This window comes from Streptomyces sp. NPDC049887 (assembly GCF_040656535.1).
In the GTDB taxonomy this organism is placed as follows: Bacteria; Actinomycetota; Actinomycetes; order Streptomycetales; family Streptomycetaceae; genus Streptomyces.
On record NZ_JBFAMM010000010.1, the window covers coordinates 1 to 18541 of the forward strand.

Below are 18541 nucleotides of genomic sequence, written 5' to 3' on the forward strand. Positions count from 1 at the left end.
GCTGTTGAGTTCTCAAGGAACGGACGCTTCCTTCGTACTCACCCGCAGAACACTCTCTCGGGCTTTCCTCCGGGCGCTTCCCTTCGGTGTTTCCAGCCTAGCAGATCCGATTTCCGTTTCCGCCACCCGCTGGAGTGGGCTGCCGGGCCGTTCTTCCGCTTTCGCGTTTTCCCTTTCCGGCGGTTCCGACTCTATCAGATCCTTTCGGGCCTGATTCCCAGTCAGAGGGGGTTGTCTTTCCGGCCACCGGGCCGTTCCGACGAGTGAGACTTTAGCGGAATCACTGTCTCCGACGCTAATCGGGGCGCGCTCGTTCGAACGCGGATTCCTCATTTCGCAAAAGCGCACGGAAAGCGAGGCGACAGTATGTCGCTCGCTTGGAGTGGGTCTTGCGGAGTGGCTGTCCGGGGCCGACCAAGGTCGGTGCTCACGTCGGACAACTCGAAGAACTATACGGATCGGCGATTCGCGTGTCAACCTCGCTGCTGCGACGTACGCTCTGGGCATGACTACGCACGCGTGCACCCTTCAGTGGTGGACCGCCTGACGGCGGCCGACCCACACGCGCGCATCCCCGGCCGCCGCCTCGGCGGCCGTTCTTGTTCCTCCCTCCGAGGGGCCGGCCACCGGTCGCGGCGGCTCCGACACGAGAGGGAGACGACACATGACGCGGACCTTCAGCGGGGTCAAGCCGACGGGACATCTGACGCTGGGGAACTACCTCGGAGCCGTGCGCCGGTGGGCCGGTACGGACCAGCACCGGTCAGACGCCCTGTTCGGCATCGTGGACCTGCACGCCCTCACCGTCGAGCACGATCCGGCGCGGGTTCGCAGACTCAGCCGGCAGGCGGCGACACTGCTCCTGGCGGCCGGACTGGATCCGGAGCTCTGCACGGTGTTCGTGCAGAGTCACGTGGACGAGCACGCCCGGCTCTCCTACCTGCTCGAGTGCACCGCCACCGACGGCGAGATGCGGCGGATGATCCAGTACAAGGAGAAGGGCGCCCGCGCGCGGGCTGCGGGGGAGAGCGTACGGCTCTCCCTGCTCACCTATCCGGTGCTGATGGCTGCGGACATCCTGGCGTACGGGACGGACGAGGTTCCGGTCGGTGACGACCAGGCGCAGCACGTGGAGCTGACGCGCGATCTGGCGATGCGGTTCAACCACCGGTACGGGCACGTCTTCACGGTTCCGAGGGCCACCCATCCGCAGGTGGCCGCGCGCGTGATGGATCTGCAGGACCCGGCGTCGAAGATGGGGAAGTCCACGGACGGCGGAGCGGGCATCGTCTATCTGCTCGACGATCCGGACGTGGTCCGCCGCAAGATCATGCGCGCTGTGACCGACAGCGGTCATGACGTCGTCTACGACCGCGGGAGCCGACCCGGCGCGTCGAATCTGCTGGAGATCCTCGCGGCCTGTGAGGACGGGAACCCGGAGGCCCTTGCCGGCGGGTACGAGTCGTACGGCGCGCTCAAGAAGGACACGGCCGAGGCGGTGGTGGAGCTGCTGAGGCCGCTGCGGAAGCGGCATGCGGAGCTTGCGGCCGATCCGGCTCATGTGGACGAGGTGCTGAGGGCGGGGGCCGCGAGGGCCCGGGGGCTGGCCCGTCCTCTGGTCGATCGCGCCTATCGGGCGATCGGGCTGCTTCCGGTCTGCTGACGGAAGGCCGTCCGGTAGTCGCGCGGACTGGTGGCGAGGTGGCCGGCGAAGTGCTGGCGCATGGTCACCTCGCTGCCGAACCCCGTGCGACGGGCGACTTCGGGCATGGGGTGATCGGTGAGTTCGAGGAGCTTCTGGGCGGCTGCCACCCGCTGGGCGATCAGCCAGTGGAGGGGGGTGGTTCCCGTGGTGGCCTGGAAGTGACGGGCGAAGGACCGGGGCGACATTCCTGCGCGGGCGGCGAGTGACGCGACGGTGTGCGGCTCGGCGAGGTGGGCGAGGGCGTAGTCGCGGACGGTGGCGAGAGCGTCGGCGTCTCGATCGGCCCGCGGCGTGGGGTGCTCGATGAACTGGGCCTGGGTTCCCGTGCGGAAGGGCGCGGTGACCATCGAGCGGGCGATGGCGGCGGCGGCTTCGGCGCCGTGGGTGGTGCGGACGAGGTGGAGGCACAGATCGATACCGGCCGCGGTGCCGGCGGAGGTCCAGATGTTGCCGTCGTGGAGGAAGAGCGCGTCGGGGACGACGGTGACCCGGGGATGGTGCTCGCGGAGGAGGTGCGTGAGGTTCCAGTGGGTGATCGCGCGACGGCCGTCGAGGAGGCCCGCCTGGGCGAGGGTGAAGGCGCCTCCGCAGAGCGCGGCGATGGGAGTGCCCCGGTGGTGGGCGTGGCGGAGGGCGTCGAGGACCGGCGAGGGGGCGGGGGTGAGGTGGTCGTCGAGGCCGGGCACGACGACGAGGTCGGCGAGGCGGAGCCAGGCGAGGGTGCGGTCGGGGGCGAGGCTCAGACCTCCGCGCATGGGCACGGGGGTGCGGTCGGCTGCGGCGCGGCGGAGTTCGAAGGGGGGTACGCCGCGGTCGGTCCGGTCGACGCCCCAGACCTCGTTGATGACGGAGACGTCGAAGGCCCGTACCCCCGGGAAGGCGAGGAGGGCGATGCGCTGGGGAGTTGCTGTCCTCGAAGACGCCATGGGTTGGCAGTAAACCATCGATCGCCGACTTCTGTGCATCTGTGGCAGGTTACGGCGCCGGGGCAGCATGGCGGGCATGGAGATCGCGGAGAACGCAGCGCTGGTGGTCGTCGATGTGCAGAGGGGATTCGAGGAGGAGGAGTTCTGGGGGCGGCGGAACAACCCACGGGCGGACGAGAACATCGCCTCGCTGATCGATGTGTGGCAGGCGAGCGGCCGTCCGGTCGTGTTCGTACGGCACGACTCGTCGAAGCCGGGGTCGCCGCTGCGGCGGGACCACGCGGGCAACGGGTTCAAGGACTATGTGGAACAGAGGAGGGGGAAGGGCGACGGACCGGAGTTGCTGGTGACGAAGACCGTGAACTCGGCGTTCTACGGCACCCCGGATCTGGCTGCGTGGTTCGGGTCCCAGGGGGTGCGTCAGTTCGTGGTGGCCGGGATCCAGACCAACATGTGCGCGGAGACCACGGCACGGATGGGCGGGAACCTGGGGTACGAGGTGCTGTTCGCGTTGGACGCGACGTACACCTTCGACCTCGTGGGGCCGTTCGGCTGGAGTCTGGGGGCCGATGAGCTGGCGCGGGCCACCGCCGTGTCGCTGCACGGGGGTGGGTTCGCGACGGTGGTCACGACGGAGGATCTGGTGGCGGCGGCCGGGAAGTGAGGACCGGCTCGCGTGCGGGCGCACGCGCCCGCACGCGTACGCCGGGCCGTCGGGACGGCGATCCGGCCGTCGGGCAGGGCCGCGTACGCCCCGACGGCCGGAAGGCGGGTACCGCGACCGCCGTCGCGGGTCCGGGGGCCCGGCGGGGTCCGCCCGGGTGTCAGCCGTTGCCGGAGGCGAGCTCGCGGCTGCGGTCGCGGGCCGCTTCCAGCGCGGCGATGAGGGCGGCGCGCACGCCGTGGTTCTCGAGTTCGCGGATGGCGTTGATGGTGGTACCCGCGGGAGAGGTGACGGCCTCGCGGAGCTTGACCGGGTGCTCGCCGGAGTCGCGCAGCATCACCGCGGCGCCGATCGCGGCCTGGACGATCAGGTCGTGGGCCTGGGCCCTGGGCAGGCCGAGGAGGATCCCGGCGTCGGTCATGGCCTCGACGAGGAAGTAGAAGTAGGCCGGGCCTGAGCCCGAGAGGGCGGTGGCGGCGTCCTGCTGGGACTCGGGGACCCGAAGGGTCTTGCCGACTCCGCCGAAGATCTCCTCGGTGTGGGCCAGGTGCTCGGCGGTGGCGTGGCTGCCGCCCGAGATCACGGACATGCCCTCGTCGACGAGGACGGGAGTGTTGGGCATGACACGGACGACTGCGGTGTCGGCGGCGAGCCGGCTCTCGATGGTGGCGGTGGTGATGCCGGCGGCGGCGCTGATCACGAGGCGGTCGGCCGAGACATGGGGGGCGAGCTCGTCGAGAAGCCTGCTCATGTCCTGCGGCTTGACGGCCAGGATGAGGGTGTCGGCGCGTTTGGCGGCGTCCGCGTTGGTGACGGCTTCGACGCCGTAGCGGGTGCGGAGCTCCTCGGCGCGGTCGGCCCGGCGGGTGGTGACCAGCAGGGCGGATGCGGGCCAGCCGGCCCGGATCATGCCGCTGAGCAGGGCCTCGCCGATCTTGCCGGTGCCGAGGACTGCGACTGTCTGGGTCATGCGGGTCACCTCGCCGGGGTGGTGCGTGTGCACATGGTGGTCGTCCGTGTCCGTGGCCGTTCGCTGCCGGGTTCCTCCACGGACATGGACATCCTTGCACCGGGTCCCCTGTGGTGTCGGCGGTGTCCGAGGGGCGGTCACGAGGTGCGACGGCGGAGGGTGGCAGCGCCCAGGGAGAGGACGAGGAGGGCGCAGGCGGAGACCACGAGGACGTCACGGAGGAAGTCGGCGGTGACGTCGGTGTGGCGGAGGACCTCGTCCATGCCGTCGACGGCGTACGACATGGGCAGCACGTTGGATATGCCCTCGAGGACGGGCTGCATGTTGTCGCGGGCGGTGAAGAGGCCGCAGAGGAGGAGCTGCGGGAAGATCACGGCGGGCATGAACTGGACCGCCTGGAACTCGGAAGCGGCGAAGGCCGAGACGAACAGTCCGAGGGCGGTGCCGAGCAGGGCGTCCAGCAGCGCGACCAGGAGCAGCAGCCAGGTGGAACCGACGACGTCCAGTCCGAGGAACCAGACCGCGAGCCCGGTCGCGAGGGCGGACTGGACGACGGCCAGCAGGCCGAAGGCAAGGGCGTAGCCGGCGATGAGGTCGGCCTTCCCTAGGGGCATGGCGAGCAGGCGCTCGAGGGTGCCGGAGGTGCGCTCGCGCAGCGTCGCGATGGACGTGATCAGGAACATCGTGATCAGCGGGAAGATGCCGAGCAGCGAGGCGCCGATGGCGTCGAAGGTCTGCGGGCTCCCGTCGAAGACGTAGCGCAGCAGGAAGAGCATCAGGCACGGCACCAGGAGCATCAGGGCGATGGAACGGGGATCGTGCCGCAACTGCCTCAGGACCCGGGTGGCGGTTGTGAGGGTGCGGGACGGGGAGAGCGCTGGGCGCGGCGCGGACACGGGCGCGGACGCGGGTGCGGGTGCTGACGACGGGTGGGCGTTCATCGAGTGGTCTCCTGGAGGGCGTTGGCCGTGTCGACGAGGTGGAGGAAGGCGTCTTCGACGGTGGCGGTGTCGTTGCGGCGGCGGAGGGCGTCGGGGGTGTCGTCGGCGAGGAGTTCGCCATCGCGCAGCAGGAGGAGCCGGTGGCAGCGCTCGGCCTCGTCCATGACGTGGGAGGAGACGAGGATCGTGGTGCCGCGTTCGTCCGCGACGCGGTGGAAGAGGTCCCAGAGGTCGCGGCGCAGGACCGGGTCGAGGCCGACGGTGGGTTCGTCGAGGACGAGCAGCTCCGGGGCGCCGAGGAGGGCGACGGCGAGGGACACGCGGCTGCGCTGACCGCCGGAGAGCCTGCCCGCGAGTGAGCCCTCGTGCGCGGCGAGGTCGACATCCGTGATGGCCTGGGAGACATGGCGCCGGCGGCGTTCGGCGGCGGCGCGGCCGGGGTCGAGGATCGCGGCGAAGTAGTCCAGGTTCTGGCGGACGGTCAGGTCGTCGTAGACGGACGGGGCCTGGGTGACGTAGCCGATGCGGGAGCGCAGCGCGGCGTGGCCGGCGGGCCGGCCGAGGACGTCGAGGGTGCCGGTGACCTTGGCCTGGGTGCCGACGACGGCCCGCATGAGGGTGGACTTGCCGCAGCCGGAGGGACCGAGGAGTCCGGTGATCTGTCCTGGCGGCACCTCGAAGTCGAGGTGGCGCAGAACGGTTCGGGAGCCACGGACGACGGTCAGGGCGCGCGCGTGGACGGCCGGTGCCGGAGTACCCTCCGGAGGGTTATTCATCATGCGATGAATAATCCATCCGGAGGGGGAGCCCGTCAAGGTGCGAGGCGAGGAGTCAGGACATGCCCGGCGTCAGCGGAACGATCCAGGGACGACGGGCCGCGGTCCGCAGGAGGCCGACGGTGGAGCGGACGACCTGCTCCTTGATCCGGGCGGCCGGACGCCCCGTCAGAAAGCGGTCGCGCGGACTGTCGTCCGGACGGACGAACTGGACGAGCCCCTCCCGGCGTCCGAGGCTCACGCACTGGGTCAGGAAGCCGTAGTCGAAGGTGCGCGGCTCCCGTCCGCGGAACTCGGAGATGATCGACGCGGCGGCGTGCGAGCCCATGGGCATGGCCGTCGCACACGCCATCCGCAGGACGCCCGCCCTGGCCGAACTCGCCGCGGCGGCGTCCCCCGCGACGTACACCTCGGGGTGCGCCGGGGAGCGCAGGGCGCCGTCGACCCGGACCCGGCCCGAAGAGTCCAGCGGGAGACCGGCCGCCTCGGCGAGCTCGGTGTTCGGGACCATCGAAGCCGCCCAGACCACCTCGTCGGCGTCGACCGACCCGGGATCAGCGATCCGCCGGCCCTCCTCGATCCGTACGCCCCGCGCCCTCAGCACGCCCAGGGCGTGGTCACGGGCGCGCGGTGCGAATCCCGAGCCGACCCGCCCCTCCGCGTGCAGGCTCACGCGCCACTCCGGCCGCGCCTCGGCGAGTTCCGCGGCGAGTTCGATCCCGGTCAGCCCGCCGCCGACGACCGCCACCGAGCCCGGACCGTCCTGGAGGCGCTTGCGCAGGCCGGCGGCGGTCTCGACGGTGTGGGCGCGCTCGCCCGCCGGTGCGGTCCGGCTGCCCAGGGCGTAGACGAGCCGGTCGTACGGGAGCCTCCGGCCGTCGTCCGTCGTGACCGTGCGGGTGGCCGGGTCGATCCCGGTGGCCCGAGCCACGATGTGCTCGATCCCCGCCGGGCGCAGAAAATCGGAGAGCGGATGGCTCACATCGGGGCGGACTCCCGCGGCCAGTTCGTGGAGCCGTACGCGTTCGGTGAACCGGTCGCTGGGGTCGATCAGACTCACCCGGGCGTGCGGGGCCAGCCGTAGGGCGGCCATGAGCCCGGCGTAACCGGCGCCGAGGACCAGGACGCGGGGGCGGTTCTCGCTGTTGCGTGTCGTCATACAGGTGGGACGGCCCGGCCCCGCCGGATGTGACACGGAAGGGGAGAGGCGGTCAGCGGGCCGCCGATGCACCGAACCGCGGGCGACGCGGCGTGCCGGGACCCACGACGACGTCGATCCCGGTGTTCCCGGTGCTCCGGGCGCCGTCAGCGGGCGGCGATCGTGACAGCCCGGTCCACGGCGAACGCTCCTCGGCCAACTGCGTCCCGGAGACGCTCCGGGGACAGGACGCGCTCGCCCGCCGGCACGGGTGCGGCGGCTCCGGGCCCCGGTGTCGCCGCGAAGGACGAGCGGCTGCCCGGATGCGCGGACGGGTACGGGTGCGGAGCGGGCTCCGGCGAGGTCGGTACGGCGGCCGGCGGAACATCGGCGTGAGTCCGGCGCGGAGGCCGCGAAGGACGCCCGCGCTCCCGCCGGTGGCACATGCGCCCCATCAGGGCACGGTCCGGTCACCCACGCCCGGGTTTCCTCCGCACCTTCCGGTCACCCGCGCCTGGGCCTCCTCCGGGCCGCCGGGTTCCCGGTGCGCGAGCCGCGGCGCTTCTCGTACTGCGCGAGGGCCGTCTCGTACTCCCCGCGACGCAGCTTCTCGCCCGGTGCCTCGGTGAGCGAGCGCAGGAAGTAGGCGAGCAGCCCTCCGATGAAGCCGATCATCCGCAGGCTGCGCAGTGACTCCTCCCGCGCGGGATCGGCCGGACGGCGCGAGAAGCCCTCCCAGGTCCTGCGGAAGGCGACGGCGCTGCACACAGCGAACGTCACGATCACGAGAAGGTCGACGAAAGCGCCGACCCGGGCGATCTCCAGGCCCTGGTAGGCGAACCGCAGGACGAGGCACCCGGCGACCGCCGCGGCGAGCGAGCCGACCGCCACGGCGGCGCGGCGCAGACCGTAGCCACCGTCGTGGTCGACCCATGTGGTGCCGAAGAACCTGATCTCCTCGGGCTGCGGCCCGGCGCGGCCACCGCTTCCGGCGCCGGACTCGCCGCCGGGGCCGGCCGCGGAGCCGGAGGTGCGACTGCGGTGGGACCTGTCCTCGCGGTTCTCGCTCACGCACCCGATTATCCCCGGCGGCCCGGGCCCCTGCGCACGGCCGGGTCCCGGCCGGCGCGGGCCGCCCGAACGGTCCGGCGCAGGGCACGACCCGTCGCCGCCCGGGTCCACCCATGCCCACGGCACCACCGCGACGCCCCCTCACCGTCTCCCGACGGCCCGGGCCCCCGACGGCCGGTCAGGCGCAGCGCACGGCCACGTAACCGTCGCTGCCCGTGTTCACATAGGCGTCGGACACGAACTGGCCGTTGGCGATGTTGTCCCACAGGTTCGACGTGCCGTACGGGCCGGTGACGGTCTCTCCCGGTTTCTGGCAGTTGATCGGCACCCGTGCGCCGTACTGCAGCACCCTGACGATCCGGTACTGGGTTCCCGGCCCGCTGCGGACGTTCAGGCGGTGGCCGGGAGCCACCGCGTAGCGTCTCGTGGCGCGCGGCTCGGCGAGGGCCCGGGGCTCCGCCTCTTCCACGCTCTCGCTTCCCTCGACGGCCATGAAGGCCTCCCCCGTGCTCGAAAGACATGCTTGCGCCCCGCAGGCTAGCAAGCCGCCGCCGACTCGTACGTGCCATCGACTAGGCTCCGGGAGTCGCGCTTGCGGACAGAACACGGGGGTGGGCGATGCCGCCGCTGCGCAGCACCGGGCCCGTCCCGGAAGCGGAACATCCTGAGTACGCCGGGCAGTACCGCCTCGAGCGGTGTCTGGGCTCGGGCGGCATGGGCGTGGTGCACCTGGCCACCTCGGCGTCCGGGCTGCGCCTCGCCATCAAGGTCGTCCATGCGGAACACGCCACGGACCCAGAGTTCAGGGCCCGTTTCCGGCAGGAAGTGGGCGCGGCCCGCCGGGTGAGCGGTGCGTTCACCGCGCCCGTCGTGGACGCCGACCCCGACGCCGGGCGCCCCTGGATGGCGACGCTGTTCATCGAGGGGCAGACGCTTGCCGAACGCGTCAAGTGCAACGGGCCGTTGAGCCTCGACGAGCTGCGCAGGGTGGGCGCCGGGCTCGCGGAGGCGCTGCGCGACATCCATCGCGCGGGTGTCGTCCACCGCGATCTCAAGCCCAGCAACGTGCTCCTCGCCGCCGACGGCCCGAAAGTCATCGACTTCGGGATCTCCCGTCCCTCGGACAGTGATCTGCGCACGGAGACGGGGAAGCTGATCGGCACTCCCCCGTTCATGGCACCGGAGCAGTTCCAGCGGCCACGGGACGTCGGGCCCGCCGCCGACCTGTTCGCGCTGGGCGCCGTCCTCGTCCACGCGGCGACGGGACGGGGGCCGTTCGACTCCGGCAGCCCGTACGTCGTCGCCTATCAGGTCGTGCACAACGAGCCGGACCTGACCGGAGTGCCGGACGAACTCGCACCGCTCCTGACCCGCTGCCTGGCCAAGGACCCTGCCGAACGGCCCGCGCCCGACGAGGTGATGGCCGAACTGCGGACCCCGGTGGGGGAAGTGGCGACGGCCCTCATACCGCTGCAGCGAACGTCCGCGGCCGGTCGGGACGCCGGTGGATCCTCCTCCCCCGGAGAGGAGGAAGACGCCGGATCCGCCTCCCGGCCGCGCCGCCGTCTCGTCCGGTACGCCGCCGTCGGCGGCCTCGCCGTCGGACTGCTCGCGGGCGCGTACGCGGGAATCCGCCTCGCCACGGACGAAGGCGCCCGGCCGGCCGGCGCGCCGGTCGCCCACCGCGGCGCGCCTGCCTTCACCGCCTGGCAGACCTCGTTGTCGAAGGGCGCCGACGCCCTGCGGACCCCCGCGTGTTCCGCCCACCGCGGATCTCTGTACTGCTCGGCGCCGGGCGTCCTGGCGACCCGTCTCGCCGCGGCCGACGGCAAGCCCCTGTGGACGCGCAGGGCCGTCGCCCCCACGGCCGGAGCGGGGCCGGACGGGGAGGCGGGCCACGACCTCTGGGCCCCCGTGTTCTCCGGCGGACTGCTGCACGTCACCACGGCCGGCGGAGGGCGTCTCGAAGCGCTCGACCCGGAGTCGGGCGCCACTCGATGGACGGCGTCCATCGGTTCCGCCACGGTCGGCCACGCCGAGGGATGCGTCCTCCTCGCGGGAGCGGACGGGATCGTGCGGGCACTCGACGGCGCGACCGGCGAGGAGCTGTGGCGGAAGAGGCGGGGCGCACCGGGCACCCAGTGGGTCCCGGGTCCGCCCGGCTCGGGGACCGTCTTCGCCGTCACCCCGGAGGCCGACGGCGCCGCCACCGTCGTCCGGGCCGTCGGCACCCGTGACGGCGGTGTGCGCTGGGAGGAGCGCCTGAACGGCTCGCTGTCTCCGGTGCCGTCGGTCTCGGAGGGCGCGCTCTTCCTCCTGGCGGCGGATGCCGACGACTTCACCACGGCGGTCGTACGCCTCGACACCACCACCCGCGAGGTCCGCCGCGTGACGTTGCCGGTCGACGTCGACCAGGCCCAGGCCGCGGTGGCCGGCGGCACGGTCTACCTGGCGGGTGCGGGAGGCTCGCTGCTCGCCGTGGACACCGCGGACGAAGGGCGCCAGCGCTGGCGGCTGGAGACGTACGTGGCCCGGTCCTCGCGGCCGGTCGCCGACGGGCACCGGGTCTATCTGAGCGGTGCCGACGGGCGGCTGCTGGCGGTCGACGCCGAGCGCGGTGTGCAGCTCGGCCAGACGGGTCCGCGGATGGGCACGGGGCGTCTCCCCTACGCGTCCACCCTGCCTGCTCCCGTCACCGCCTCCGGCAGGGTGTTCGCGACCGCTCCTGACGGGAGCGTGTTCGCCGTGGACCCCGCTGACCCCGCGCACTGGTAGGCGGCCGGGTACGGCGAGGCCCCGCCGGCCGGTGGACCGACGGGGCAGGCGCGGTGGAGCGGTGCGTCAGCCGAGCCTGTCGACGTCCCGCACCGCGCCCTTGTCCGCGCTCGTCGCCATCGCCGCGTACGCCCGCAGCGCCGCGGAGACCTTGCGCTCGCGGTTCCTCGGCGCGTAGACGCCGCCCAGAGCCTCGCGGCGGGCGGCGAGCGCGGCGTCGTCGACGAGGAGCTCGATGGAGCGGTTCGGGATGTCGATACGGATGCGGTCGCCGTCCTCGACGAGGGCGATCGCGCCGCCGGACGCGGCCTCCGGGGAGGCGTGGCCGATGGACAGGCCCGAGGTGCCGCCGGAGAAGCGGCCGTCGGTGATCAGCGCGCAGGCCTTGCCCAGACCGCGCCCCTTCAGGAAGGAGGTCGGGTAGAGCATCTCCTGCATGCCCGGGCCGCCGCGCGGGCCCTCGTAGCGGATGACGACGACATCGCCCTCCTTGACCACCTTGGAGAGGATCTTGTCGACGGCCTCCTCCTGCGATTCGCAGACGACGGCCGGGCCCTCGAAGGTCCAGATCGACTCGTCGACGCCCGCCGTCTTCACGACGCAGCCGTCCTCGGCGATGTTGCCCCTGAGGACGGCGAGGCCGCCGTCCTTGGAGTAGGCGTTCTCGACGGAGCGGATGCAGCCGCCCTCGGCGTCGACGTCCAGCGACTCCCAGCGCTCGGACTGCGAGAAGGCGGTGGCGGAGCGGACGCAGCCGGGGGCCGCGTGCCACAGCTCGACGGCCTCGGCGGACGGGGAGCCGCCGCGCACGTCCCAGGTCTTGAGCCATTCGGCCAGGGACGCCGAGTGGACGGTGTGGACGTCCTCGTTCAGCAGCCCGCCCCGGTACAGCTCGCCGAGGATGGCGGGGATGCCACCGGCCCGGTGGACGTCCTCCATGTAGTACGTGCCGCCCGGCGCGACGTTCGGCGCGACCTTGGCCAGGCACGGCACCCGGCGCGAGACGGCGTCGATGTCCGTCAGGTCGTAGTCGAGCTCGGCCTCCTGGGCGGCGGCGAGCAGGTGGAGGATCGTGTTGGTCGAGCCGCCCATGGCGATGTCGAGGGCCATGGCGTTCTCGAAGGCCTCACGGGTGGCGATGTTGCGCGGGAGGACCGACTCGTCGCCCTCCTCGTAGTAGCGCTTGGTGATCTCGACGACGGTGCGGCCCGCGTTCTCGTACAGCGCGCGGCGGGCGGTGTGGGTGGCGAGGACCGAGCCGTTGCCCGGCAGGGAGAGGCCGATGGCCTCGGTCAGGCAGTTCATCGAGTTGGCGGTGAACATGCCCGAGCAGGAACCGCAGGTGGGGCAGGCGTTCTCCTCGATGCGCAGCACGTCCTCGTCCGAGACGTTCTCGTTGACCGAGTCGACGATGGCGTTGATCAGGTCGAGTTTGCGGACCGTGCCGTCGACGAGGGTGGCCTGGCCGGCCTCCATCGGGCCGCCGGAGACGAAGACCGCCGGGATGTTGAGGCGCATGGCGGCCATCAGCATGCCCGGGGTGATCTTGTCGCAGTTGGAGATGCAGATCAGGGCGTCGGCGCAGTGGGCCTCGACCATGTACTCCACGGAGTCCGCGATCAGGTCGCGCGACGGCAGCGAGTACAGCATGCCGCCGTGGCCCATCGCGATGCCGTCGTCGACGGCGATGGTGTTGAACTCGCGCGGCACCGCGCCCGCCGCCAGGACGGCGTCCGAGACGATCCGGCCGACAGGGGCGAGGTGGGTGTGCCCGGGGACGAACTCCGTGAAGGAGTTGGCGACCGCGACGACCGGCTTGCCGATGTCCGCGCTCGCTACGCCCGAGGCCCGCATAAGGGCGCGGGCGCCCGCCATGTTGCGGCCGTGGGTGACTGTGCGGGACCTCAGCTCGGGCATCGTCGCTCGCTCCTTCAGACAGTTCTGGCTTCCTCGAGCGTACGCCGATGCTCCAAGATCTGGACGCCTCGTCCGGAATGCGGGACGAGGGTCCGCCTTTCGGTCAGCTCTCGGGCGTCCGTACGAACGGTACGCGCCTGCGTCCACCAGCCGGGACGCCGACCACGCCGCCGCCCGGTTCGGGCGGTGCATCGGGCACGGCCGGGACCGGCCGGCCCGCCCTCCCGGAACCGCCTCGGGCCGCGGGCCGCCCGGCCCCGACGCCCCCGGCGCCGGACTCACGCCTCGGTGAGGTACCTCTGCAGCGTCGGCGCGACCATCGAGACGATCTCCTCCGGGTCCACCGTGGCCAGCGGCTCCACCTGGACCACATAGCGCAGGATGGCGATGCCGATCATGTGCGAGGCGGCCAGCTCGGCACGGAACTTCGGGTCCGGCACGTCCAGATCGGCCGCGATCCGCTCCAGCATCCGCCGCAGGACGAAGCCGCGCAGCACCTTCGCGGCGGCCTCGTGCGTCAGCGCGGAGCGGAGGATCGCGAGCAGCGGCGCCCGGCTCACCGGGTTCTCCCACACCCCGACGAAGTAGCGGGCCAGCCGCTCGCCGACGCCGTCCTTGCCCTCGCCGAGGATCGCCGGCAGCACCAGCGCCGGCTCGAAGGACACCTCGATGGCGGCCGCGAAGACCTCGTCCTTGGTCCCGAAGTAGTGGTGGACGAGCGCGGGGTCCACCCCGGCGGCCTTGGCGATGCCCCGTACGGAGGTCTTGTCGTAGCCGCGCTCGGCGAACTCCTCGCGGGCCGCTTCGAGGATCCGTTCCCGGGCGCCGGGGCCGGTCTCGGCCTCGGCGCGCGCGGGCCGGCCGCGCCGTCTGGGCTCCCCGCCGGTCATGATCCGCCCGGCTCCGCCGTGCCGGAGCGGCCGCCCCGCGACGGTGCGCTCGCCGAGGCCAGGTGCAGCCGGGTGAAGGCCAGCGCCTCCGCGAGGTCGGCCTCGCGCTCGGCGGCCGACATCGCCCGGCGGGTGTTCACCTCGATCACGACATGGCCGTCGAAGCCGCTGCCGGCCAGGTGCTCCAGCAGCTCCGCGCACGGCTGGTCGCCCCGGCCCGGCACCAGGTGCTCGTCCTTCGCCGAGCCCTTGCCGTCCGCGAGGTGGACATGGCCGAGCCGGTCCCCCATGCGGTCCACCATGGCCAGGGTGTCCGTGCGGGACGTCGCCGTGTGGGAGAGGTCGATCGTGAAGTGCCGGTAGTCCTCCTTGGTGACGTCCCAGTCCGGGGCGTACGCGAGCATCTCGCGGTCCCGGTAGCGCCATGGGTACATGTTCTCGACGGCGAAGCGCACGTCCGTCTCGTTCGCCATCCGCCAGATCCCGGAGACGAAGTCCCGGGCGTACTGCCGCTGCCAGCGGAACGGCGGGTGGACGACGACGGTCGACGCGCCGAGCTTCTCGGCGGCCGCCTGGGCACGCTGGAGCTTCACCCAGGGATCGGTGGACCAGACACGCTGGGTGATGAGCAGACACGGCGCGTGGACGGCCAGTATCGGCATCTCGTGGTAGTCGGAGAGCCGGCGCAGCGCCTCGATGTCCTGGCTCACGGGATCGGTCCAGACCATGACCTCGACGCCGTCGTAGCCCAGGCGCGCGGCGATCTCGAAGGCCGTCGCCGTCGACTCCGGATAGACGGAGGCCGTCGACAGGGCGACCTTCGCATCCGGGATGCGCACCACTGGTTCTGCCACGTGGGACAGATTACGGGCCCGCATCAGAGGGTGGGGAGGTGATCCAGCCTCCGCAGGATCACCCCCTCACGGAGCGCCCAGGGGCAGATCTCCAGCTCGTCGACGCCGAAGAGGTCCATCGCACCCTCCGCGACCAGCGCTCCTGCCAGCAGCTGGCCGGCCCGGCCCTCGGACACGCCGGGCAGGGTGGCGCGCTGCGCGGCAGTCATCGCGGCGAGCTTCGGAACCCACTCCTCCAGTGACGTTCGACTCAGTTCGCGCTGGGTGTAAAGGCCCTCGGCTGAACGGGCGGCGCCGGCGATCCGGGCCAGCTGCTTGAAGGTCTTGGACGTGGCGACGACGTGGTCCGGCCGGCCGAACCGGCTGAACTCGCCGACCGTACGGGCGATCTGCGCCCGCACGTGGCGGCGCAGCCCGCGGACGTCCTCCGGGTCGGGCGGATCGCCGGGCAGCATCCCGGCGGTCAGCCGGCCGGCGCCGAGCGGCAGGCTGACGGCGATGTCGGGGTCCTCGTCGATGCCGCAGGCGATCTCCAGCGAGCCACCGCCGATGTCGAGGACCAGCAGCTTCCCGGACGACCAGCCGAACCAGCGCCGGGCGGCCAGGAACGTCAGCCGGGCCTCCTCGTCGCCGGTGAGGACCTGGAGGTCGACGCCGGTCACCGCCTTCACCCGGGACAGGACGTCGTCGGCGTTGGCGGCCTCCCGCACGGCGGAGGTCGCGAACGGAAGCACGTCCTCGCAGCCCTTGTCCTCGGCTGCCTGCAAGGCGTCATTGAGCGTGCCGATGAGCCGGTCGACGCCTTCGGGGCCGATGGCCCCGTCGCCGTCGAGCAGCTCCGCCAGGCGCAGTTCCGCCTTGTGGGAGTGGGCGGGCAGCGGCCGGGCGCCGGGGTGGGCGTCCACCACCAGAAGGTGCACTGTGTTCGAACCGACGTCGAGGACTCCGAGTCTCATGTACGGAACGCTACTGCGGCGACGCGCATACGCTGGAGTCGTGCCAAAGACGAAAAAGGCGAAGCAGGACAAAGCCCAGCCGAAGAAGCCCACCGTCACCTCTCACGGCCCTTCGCCGGCCGAACCGGACGAGAAGGGCCTGGACTTTCCGCGGGCCTGGGTCGAGTTCCCGGACCCGGCGGACGACGAACAGCTCTTCCGCTGCGACCTGACGTGGCTGACCTCGCGCTGGAACTGCATTTTCGGCAGCGGCTGCCAGGGCATCCAGGCAGGACGCGCGGACGACGGCTGCTGCACGCTCGGTGCGCACTTCTCCGACGAGGACGACGAGAAGCGGGTCGCCGAGCATGTGGCACGCCTCACCCCCGAGGTCTGGCAGTTCCACGACATCGGCCGCACGTCCGGCTGGGCCGAGGTCAACGAGGACGGTGACCGGCAGACGCGGCGCTGGAAGGGCTCCTGCATCTTCCAGAACCGGCCGGGCTTCGCGGGCGGCGTGGGCTGCTCGCTGCACATCCTGGCGCTGCGGGAGGGCCGGGAGCCCCTGGAGACCAAGCCCGACGTGTGCTGGCAGCTGCCGATCCGCCGCACGTACGAGTGGATCGACCGGCCGGACGACACTCGGGTCCTCCAGGTCTCGATCGGCGAGTACGACCGCAGGGGCTGGGGCCCCGGGGGCCACGACCTGCACTGGTGGTGCACGTCGGCGACCTCGGCGCACGGCGCGGGGGATCCGGTCTATGTGACCTACCGGCCCGAGCTGACGGAGCTGATGGGCAAGGCGGCGTACGACGTGCTCGTGGAGCTGTGCGAGGCGCGGCTGGCCTCGCAGCTTCCGCTGATGGCTCCGCACCCGGCGGATCCCGCGTCGACGAACTCCGGCGGGAGCACGGCCGCCCGGCGGCCCGCCGGCTGACGCCGCGGGGTCGCGGACCCCGGCGGGTTCCGGGCCGCGGCCCTCGGCGCTGCCGAGGCGGACGACGACCGGGCCGGACGGCGACCGTAGGGCTGCCCTCCCTGCGGAGGCGCGGCCCGGCACCGGGCGATCCCGCCTGGTCCACGGCTCCTCGCACCCGGTACCGGGAGAAACGCTTCGTCAGCCCGGCGTGGCCGGAGCCTCGCTCAGCGGCGGCGGCGAGGGGTCGGTCGAGGACGGCGGGGGTTCGGAGGGCGGCGGCCCGGACGACGGCGGAGGTTCGGACGGAGGCGGCTCCGACGACGGCGGAGGCTCCGACGGAGGCGGCTCGGACGACGGCGGAGGTTCGGGCGGAGGCGGCTCGGACGACGGCGGCGGCTCCGACGACGGCGGGGTCTGCGGCGCACCCTCCCCCCGGATCTGCAGGACCGTTCCGGCGGGGTCGACACCGACACGGGCGCTCCACGGACCGGCCGGTTCGGCGGCGTGGTCGACATGGACGCGGACGACGGTCGACTGCCCCGGAGCCAGCGTGCCGGAGGTGCGGTCCGCGTAGAGCCACGGCGCATCCGTCCACAGGGACCAGGAAACCGGGGCGCCGCCGGAGGCGGTGAGGGTGAGCAGAGTGGACCCGCCGTGCGGTCGCGCCTCGACGGAGAGCCGGCCGGAGCCCAGTCCCGCCGCCCCGGCGGAGCCGGGCGGGAGCCCCGGACTGATCACCTCGACGGTGACACCGCCGGCCCCGGGGCCCGGCAGCCCGCCGGCGAACCGGGGGGCCGCGGCGTCCCGACGCGCGTTGCCGGCGTTCTCGTACCGGTCGTACGGCACGCCGCCCGCAGGCTGCGCCACGTCGGCCTCGCTCGCGGAGACCGAGGAGTCCTCGCGTGCCTCGCCGGTCAGGGGGGCGCCCCGGTAGGCGGCCCCCAGGGCGAGCACGGGCGCGGCGACGACGGTGGCGACCACGGTGGTGGTGACGGCTCGGGCCCGCAGCCGGCCGCGCCGGGCGGCATGGTCCTTGGGATCCAGAGGGAAGCCGTCGCGGCCGAAACGGGGCGCCGCGGCACGGGCGCGCGGGAGGCGCAGCAAGGCCGCGTGCGCCTCGGCACGGGGCGCGGCGACCAGGGGGAGTGCGGCGGGTGTGACCGTCGTCGACCCCGGCCACGGCCCCGCGGCACCCGCCCGCTCCGCCGCGCGGCGGCAGCGCGGACAGTCGTCGACGTGACGGACGAGCTCACGCCGCAGCGCGGCGGAGAGCAGCACCCGGCGGTCCTCGGTGAGCCGGGCGACGGAGGGGCAGTTGCCGGTCTCGACGACGGCGAGCGCGGCACGCGTGCGCTCCACCTCGCAGGCGGCGGACGAGAGCAGTTCGCGTGCGCCGGCCGGCTCCATCCCGAGCACGGCGGCGACTTCACGGGAACCGAGCCGGTGCCGCACGGCCAGTTCCAGCGCCTCCCGCTGCTCGGGAGTGGTGCCCGCGGCCTCGGGCCAGGCCAGCCGGGCGAGCTCTGCCCGGTGCCGCTCCTCGGTCTCGGGCGACACCATGGGCTCGTCCTGGTCCTCCGGGGCGGCCCCTCGGGCGGGCGCGCCGGTCCGCGCCGCGTGCGCGCCCGGCCGGGCGGCGTGCACCCCCGGCCCCTGACGCCTGCGGCGGCGCTGCTCGCCCAGCGCGCGCAGGCAGGCCCAGCGGGCGAGTGCGTACAGCCAGGCCTTGTGCCGCTCCTCGTCGGCGGGGGCGCGCCCGTGGTGCCGCTCGGCGACGGCCAGGACCTCCCCCAGCACCGCCGTCGCGGCACCGTGGTCGCACAGCACGGACAGGCAGTAGGTGAACAGCCCGTCCAGATGGGGCTCGTGGCGTGCGGGCGGGGTCTGCCCGAGCGTCGGCCGCGCACGGCGGTGCGCGCGGTGTGCGCCGGTGGTTTGCGCGGGGGGCTCCAGCATGCTGCTCGTCACCCGGCGACCGTAGGCAGCCGAGTGCACACCCTTCGCGCGACTTGAGCACATTTAATCCATACGGGTGAAGCGATCCCTCGAAAGAGAACATG

16 protein-coding genes are annotated in these 18541 nt (G+C 72.8%); 4 read left to right on the plus strand and 12 right to left on the minus strand.

Annotated features, from left to right (window positions below; genetic code table 11):
• Window positions 1-664: 664 nt before the first annotated feature.
• Window positions 665-1663, plus strand: coding sequence for a tryptophan--tRNA ligase (gene trpS / locus AB0J10_RS14515; RefSeq protein ID WP_363061404.1), 999 nt, complete (start codon window positions 665-667; stop codon window positions 1661-1663).
• Here the strand turns inward: trpS and AB0J10_RS14520 are convergent.
• Window positions 1630-2631, minus strand: a complete 1002-nt coding sequence (locus AB0J10_RS14520; RefSeq protein ID WP_363061406.1) for a helix-turn-helix domain-containing protein — start codon at window positions 2629-2631, stop codon at window positions 1630-1632. The two genes, trpS and AB0J10_RS14520, sit on opposite strands and share 34 nt — an antisense overlap.
• Before the next feature lie 76 nt (window positions 2632-2707).
• On the opposite strand from AB0J10_RS14520, the gene AB0J10_RS14525 reads away from it, so the two are divergent.
• A complete protein-coding gene (locus AB0J10_RS14525; protein WP_363061409.1) occupies window positions 2708-3295 on the plus strand; it encodes a cysteine hydrolase family protein in 588 nt (195 codons plus the stop codon).
• 160 nt (window positions 3296-3455) lie between these two features.
• Here the strand turns inward: AB0J10_RS14525 and proC are convergent, their stop codons facing one another.
• The 6 genes from proC to AB0J10_RS14555 all read right to left on the minus strand — a co-directional run bounded on the left by proC (window position 3456) and on the right by AB0J10_RS14555 (window position 8684).
• On the minus strand, window positions 3456-4265 hold the full coding sequence (gene proC, locus AB0J10_RS14530; RefSeq protein ID WP_363061411.1) for a pyrroline-5-carboxylate reductase: 810 nt from the start codon (window positions 4263-4265) through the stop codon (window positions 3456-3458).
• Window positions 4266-4402: 137 nt separating this feature from the next.
• Complete coding sequence (locus AB0J10_RS14535) at window positions 4403-5206, minus strand: ABC transporter permease (RefSeq protein WP_363061413.1); 804 nt, start codon at window positions 5204-5206, stop codon at window positions 4403-4405.
• Window positions 5203-5982, minus strand: coding sequence for an ABC transporter ATP-binding protein (locus AB0J10_RS14540; protein ID WP_363061747.1), 780 nt, complete (start codon window positions 5980-5982; stop codon window positions 5203-5205). Before AB0J10_RS14540 ends, AB0J10_RS14535 begins: the two co-directional genes overlap by 4 nt.
• A 55-nt stretch (window positions 5983-6037) precedes the next feature.
• The gene (locus tag AB0J10_RS14545; protein ID WP_363061415.1) at window positions 6038-7141 is read right to left on the minus strand and encodes an FAD-dependent oxidoreductase; all 1104 of its coding nucleotides are present in this window, start codon (window positions 7139-7141) and stop codon (window positions 6038-6040) included.
• Window positions 7142-7624: 483 nt separating this feature from the next.
• The gene (locus AB0J10_RS14550) at window positions 7625-8074 is read right to left on the minus strand and encodes a hypothetical protein (RefSeq protein ID WP_363061749.1); all 450 of its coding nucleotides are present in this window, start codon (window positions 8072-8074) and stop codon (window positions 7625-7627) included.
• Between the two features lie 295 nt (window positions 8075-8369).
• Window positions 8370-8684, minus strand: a complete 315-nt coding sequence (locus AB0J10_RS14555; RefSeq protein ID WP_363061417.1) for an SH3 domain-containing protein — start codon at window positions 8682-8684, stop codon at window positions 8370-8372.
• A gap of 125 nt (window positions 8685-8809) precedes the next feature.
• On the opposite strand from AB0J10_RS14555, the gene AB0J10_RS14560 reads away from it, so the two are divergent.
• Window positions 8810-10966: a PQQ-binding-like beta-propeller repeat protein gene (locus AB0J10_RS14560; protein ID WP_363061419.1), complete on the plus strand. Its 2157-nt coding sequence runs from the start codon at window positions 8810-8812 to the stop codon at window positions 10964-10966.
• Window positions 10967-11032: 66 nt separating this feature from the next.
• On the opposite strand, the gene ilvD is transcribed toward AB0J10_RS14560, so the two are convergent.
• From ilvD to AB0J10_RS14580, 4 genes are all read right to left on the minus strand, one after another.
• Window positions 11033-12883, minus strand: coding sequence for a dihydroxy-acid dehydratase (gene ilvD, locus AB0J10_RS14565; RefSeq protein ID WP_363061421.1), 1851 nt, complete (start codon window positions 12881-12883; stop codon window positions 11033-11035).
• A 278-nt stretch (window positions 12884-13161) separates the two neighbouring features.
• Entirely contained in the window at window positions 13162-13773 is a 612-nt protein-coding gene (locus AB0J10_RS14570; protein ID WP_363061423.1) for a TetR family transcriptional regulator, read from the minus strand.
• Window positions 13770-14627 carry a sugar phosphate isomerase/epimerase gene (locus AB0J10_RS14575; RefSeq protein ID WP_363061425.1) on the minus strand — a complete coding sequence of 286 codons (858 nt, stop codon included), beginning with the start codon at window positions 14625-14627 and terminating at the stop codon, window positions 13770-13772. The genes AB0J10_RS14570 and AB0J10_RS14575 overlap by 4 nt, the downstream gene beginning before the upstream one ends.
• Before the next feature lie 23 nt (window positions 14628-14650).
• Complete coding sequence (locus AB0J10_RS14580) at window positions 14651-15583, minus strand: Ppx/GppA phosphatase family protein (RefSeq protein WP_363061427.1); 933 nt, start codon at window positions 15581-15583, stop codon at window positions 14651-14653.
• Window positions 15584-15623: 40 nt separating this feature from the next.
• Between AB0J10_RS14580 and AB0J10_RS14585 the strand changes: the two genes are divergently transcribed.
• Window positions 15624-16499: a hypothetical protein gene (locus AB0J10_RS14585; protein WP_363061429.1), complete on the plus strand. Its 876-nt coding sequence runs from the start codon at window positions 15624-15626 to the stop codon at window positions 16497-16499.
• A gap of 180 nt (window positions 16500-16679) precedes the next feature.
• Here AB0J10_RS14585 and AB0J10_RS14590 read toward each other — a convergent pair whose 3' ends face one another.
• Window positions 16680-18437 (minus strand): hypothetical protein, encoded by a 1758-nt coding sequence (locus tag AB0J10_RS14590; RefSeq protein ID WP_363061751.1) that lies wholly within the window; start codon window positions 18435-18437, stop codon window positions 16680-16682.
• Between the last annotated feature and the right edge of the window lie 104 nt (window positions 18438-18541).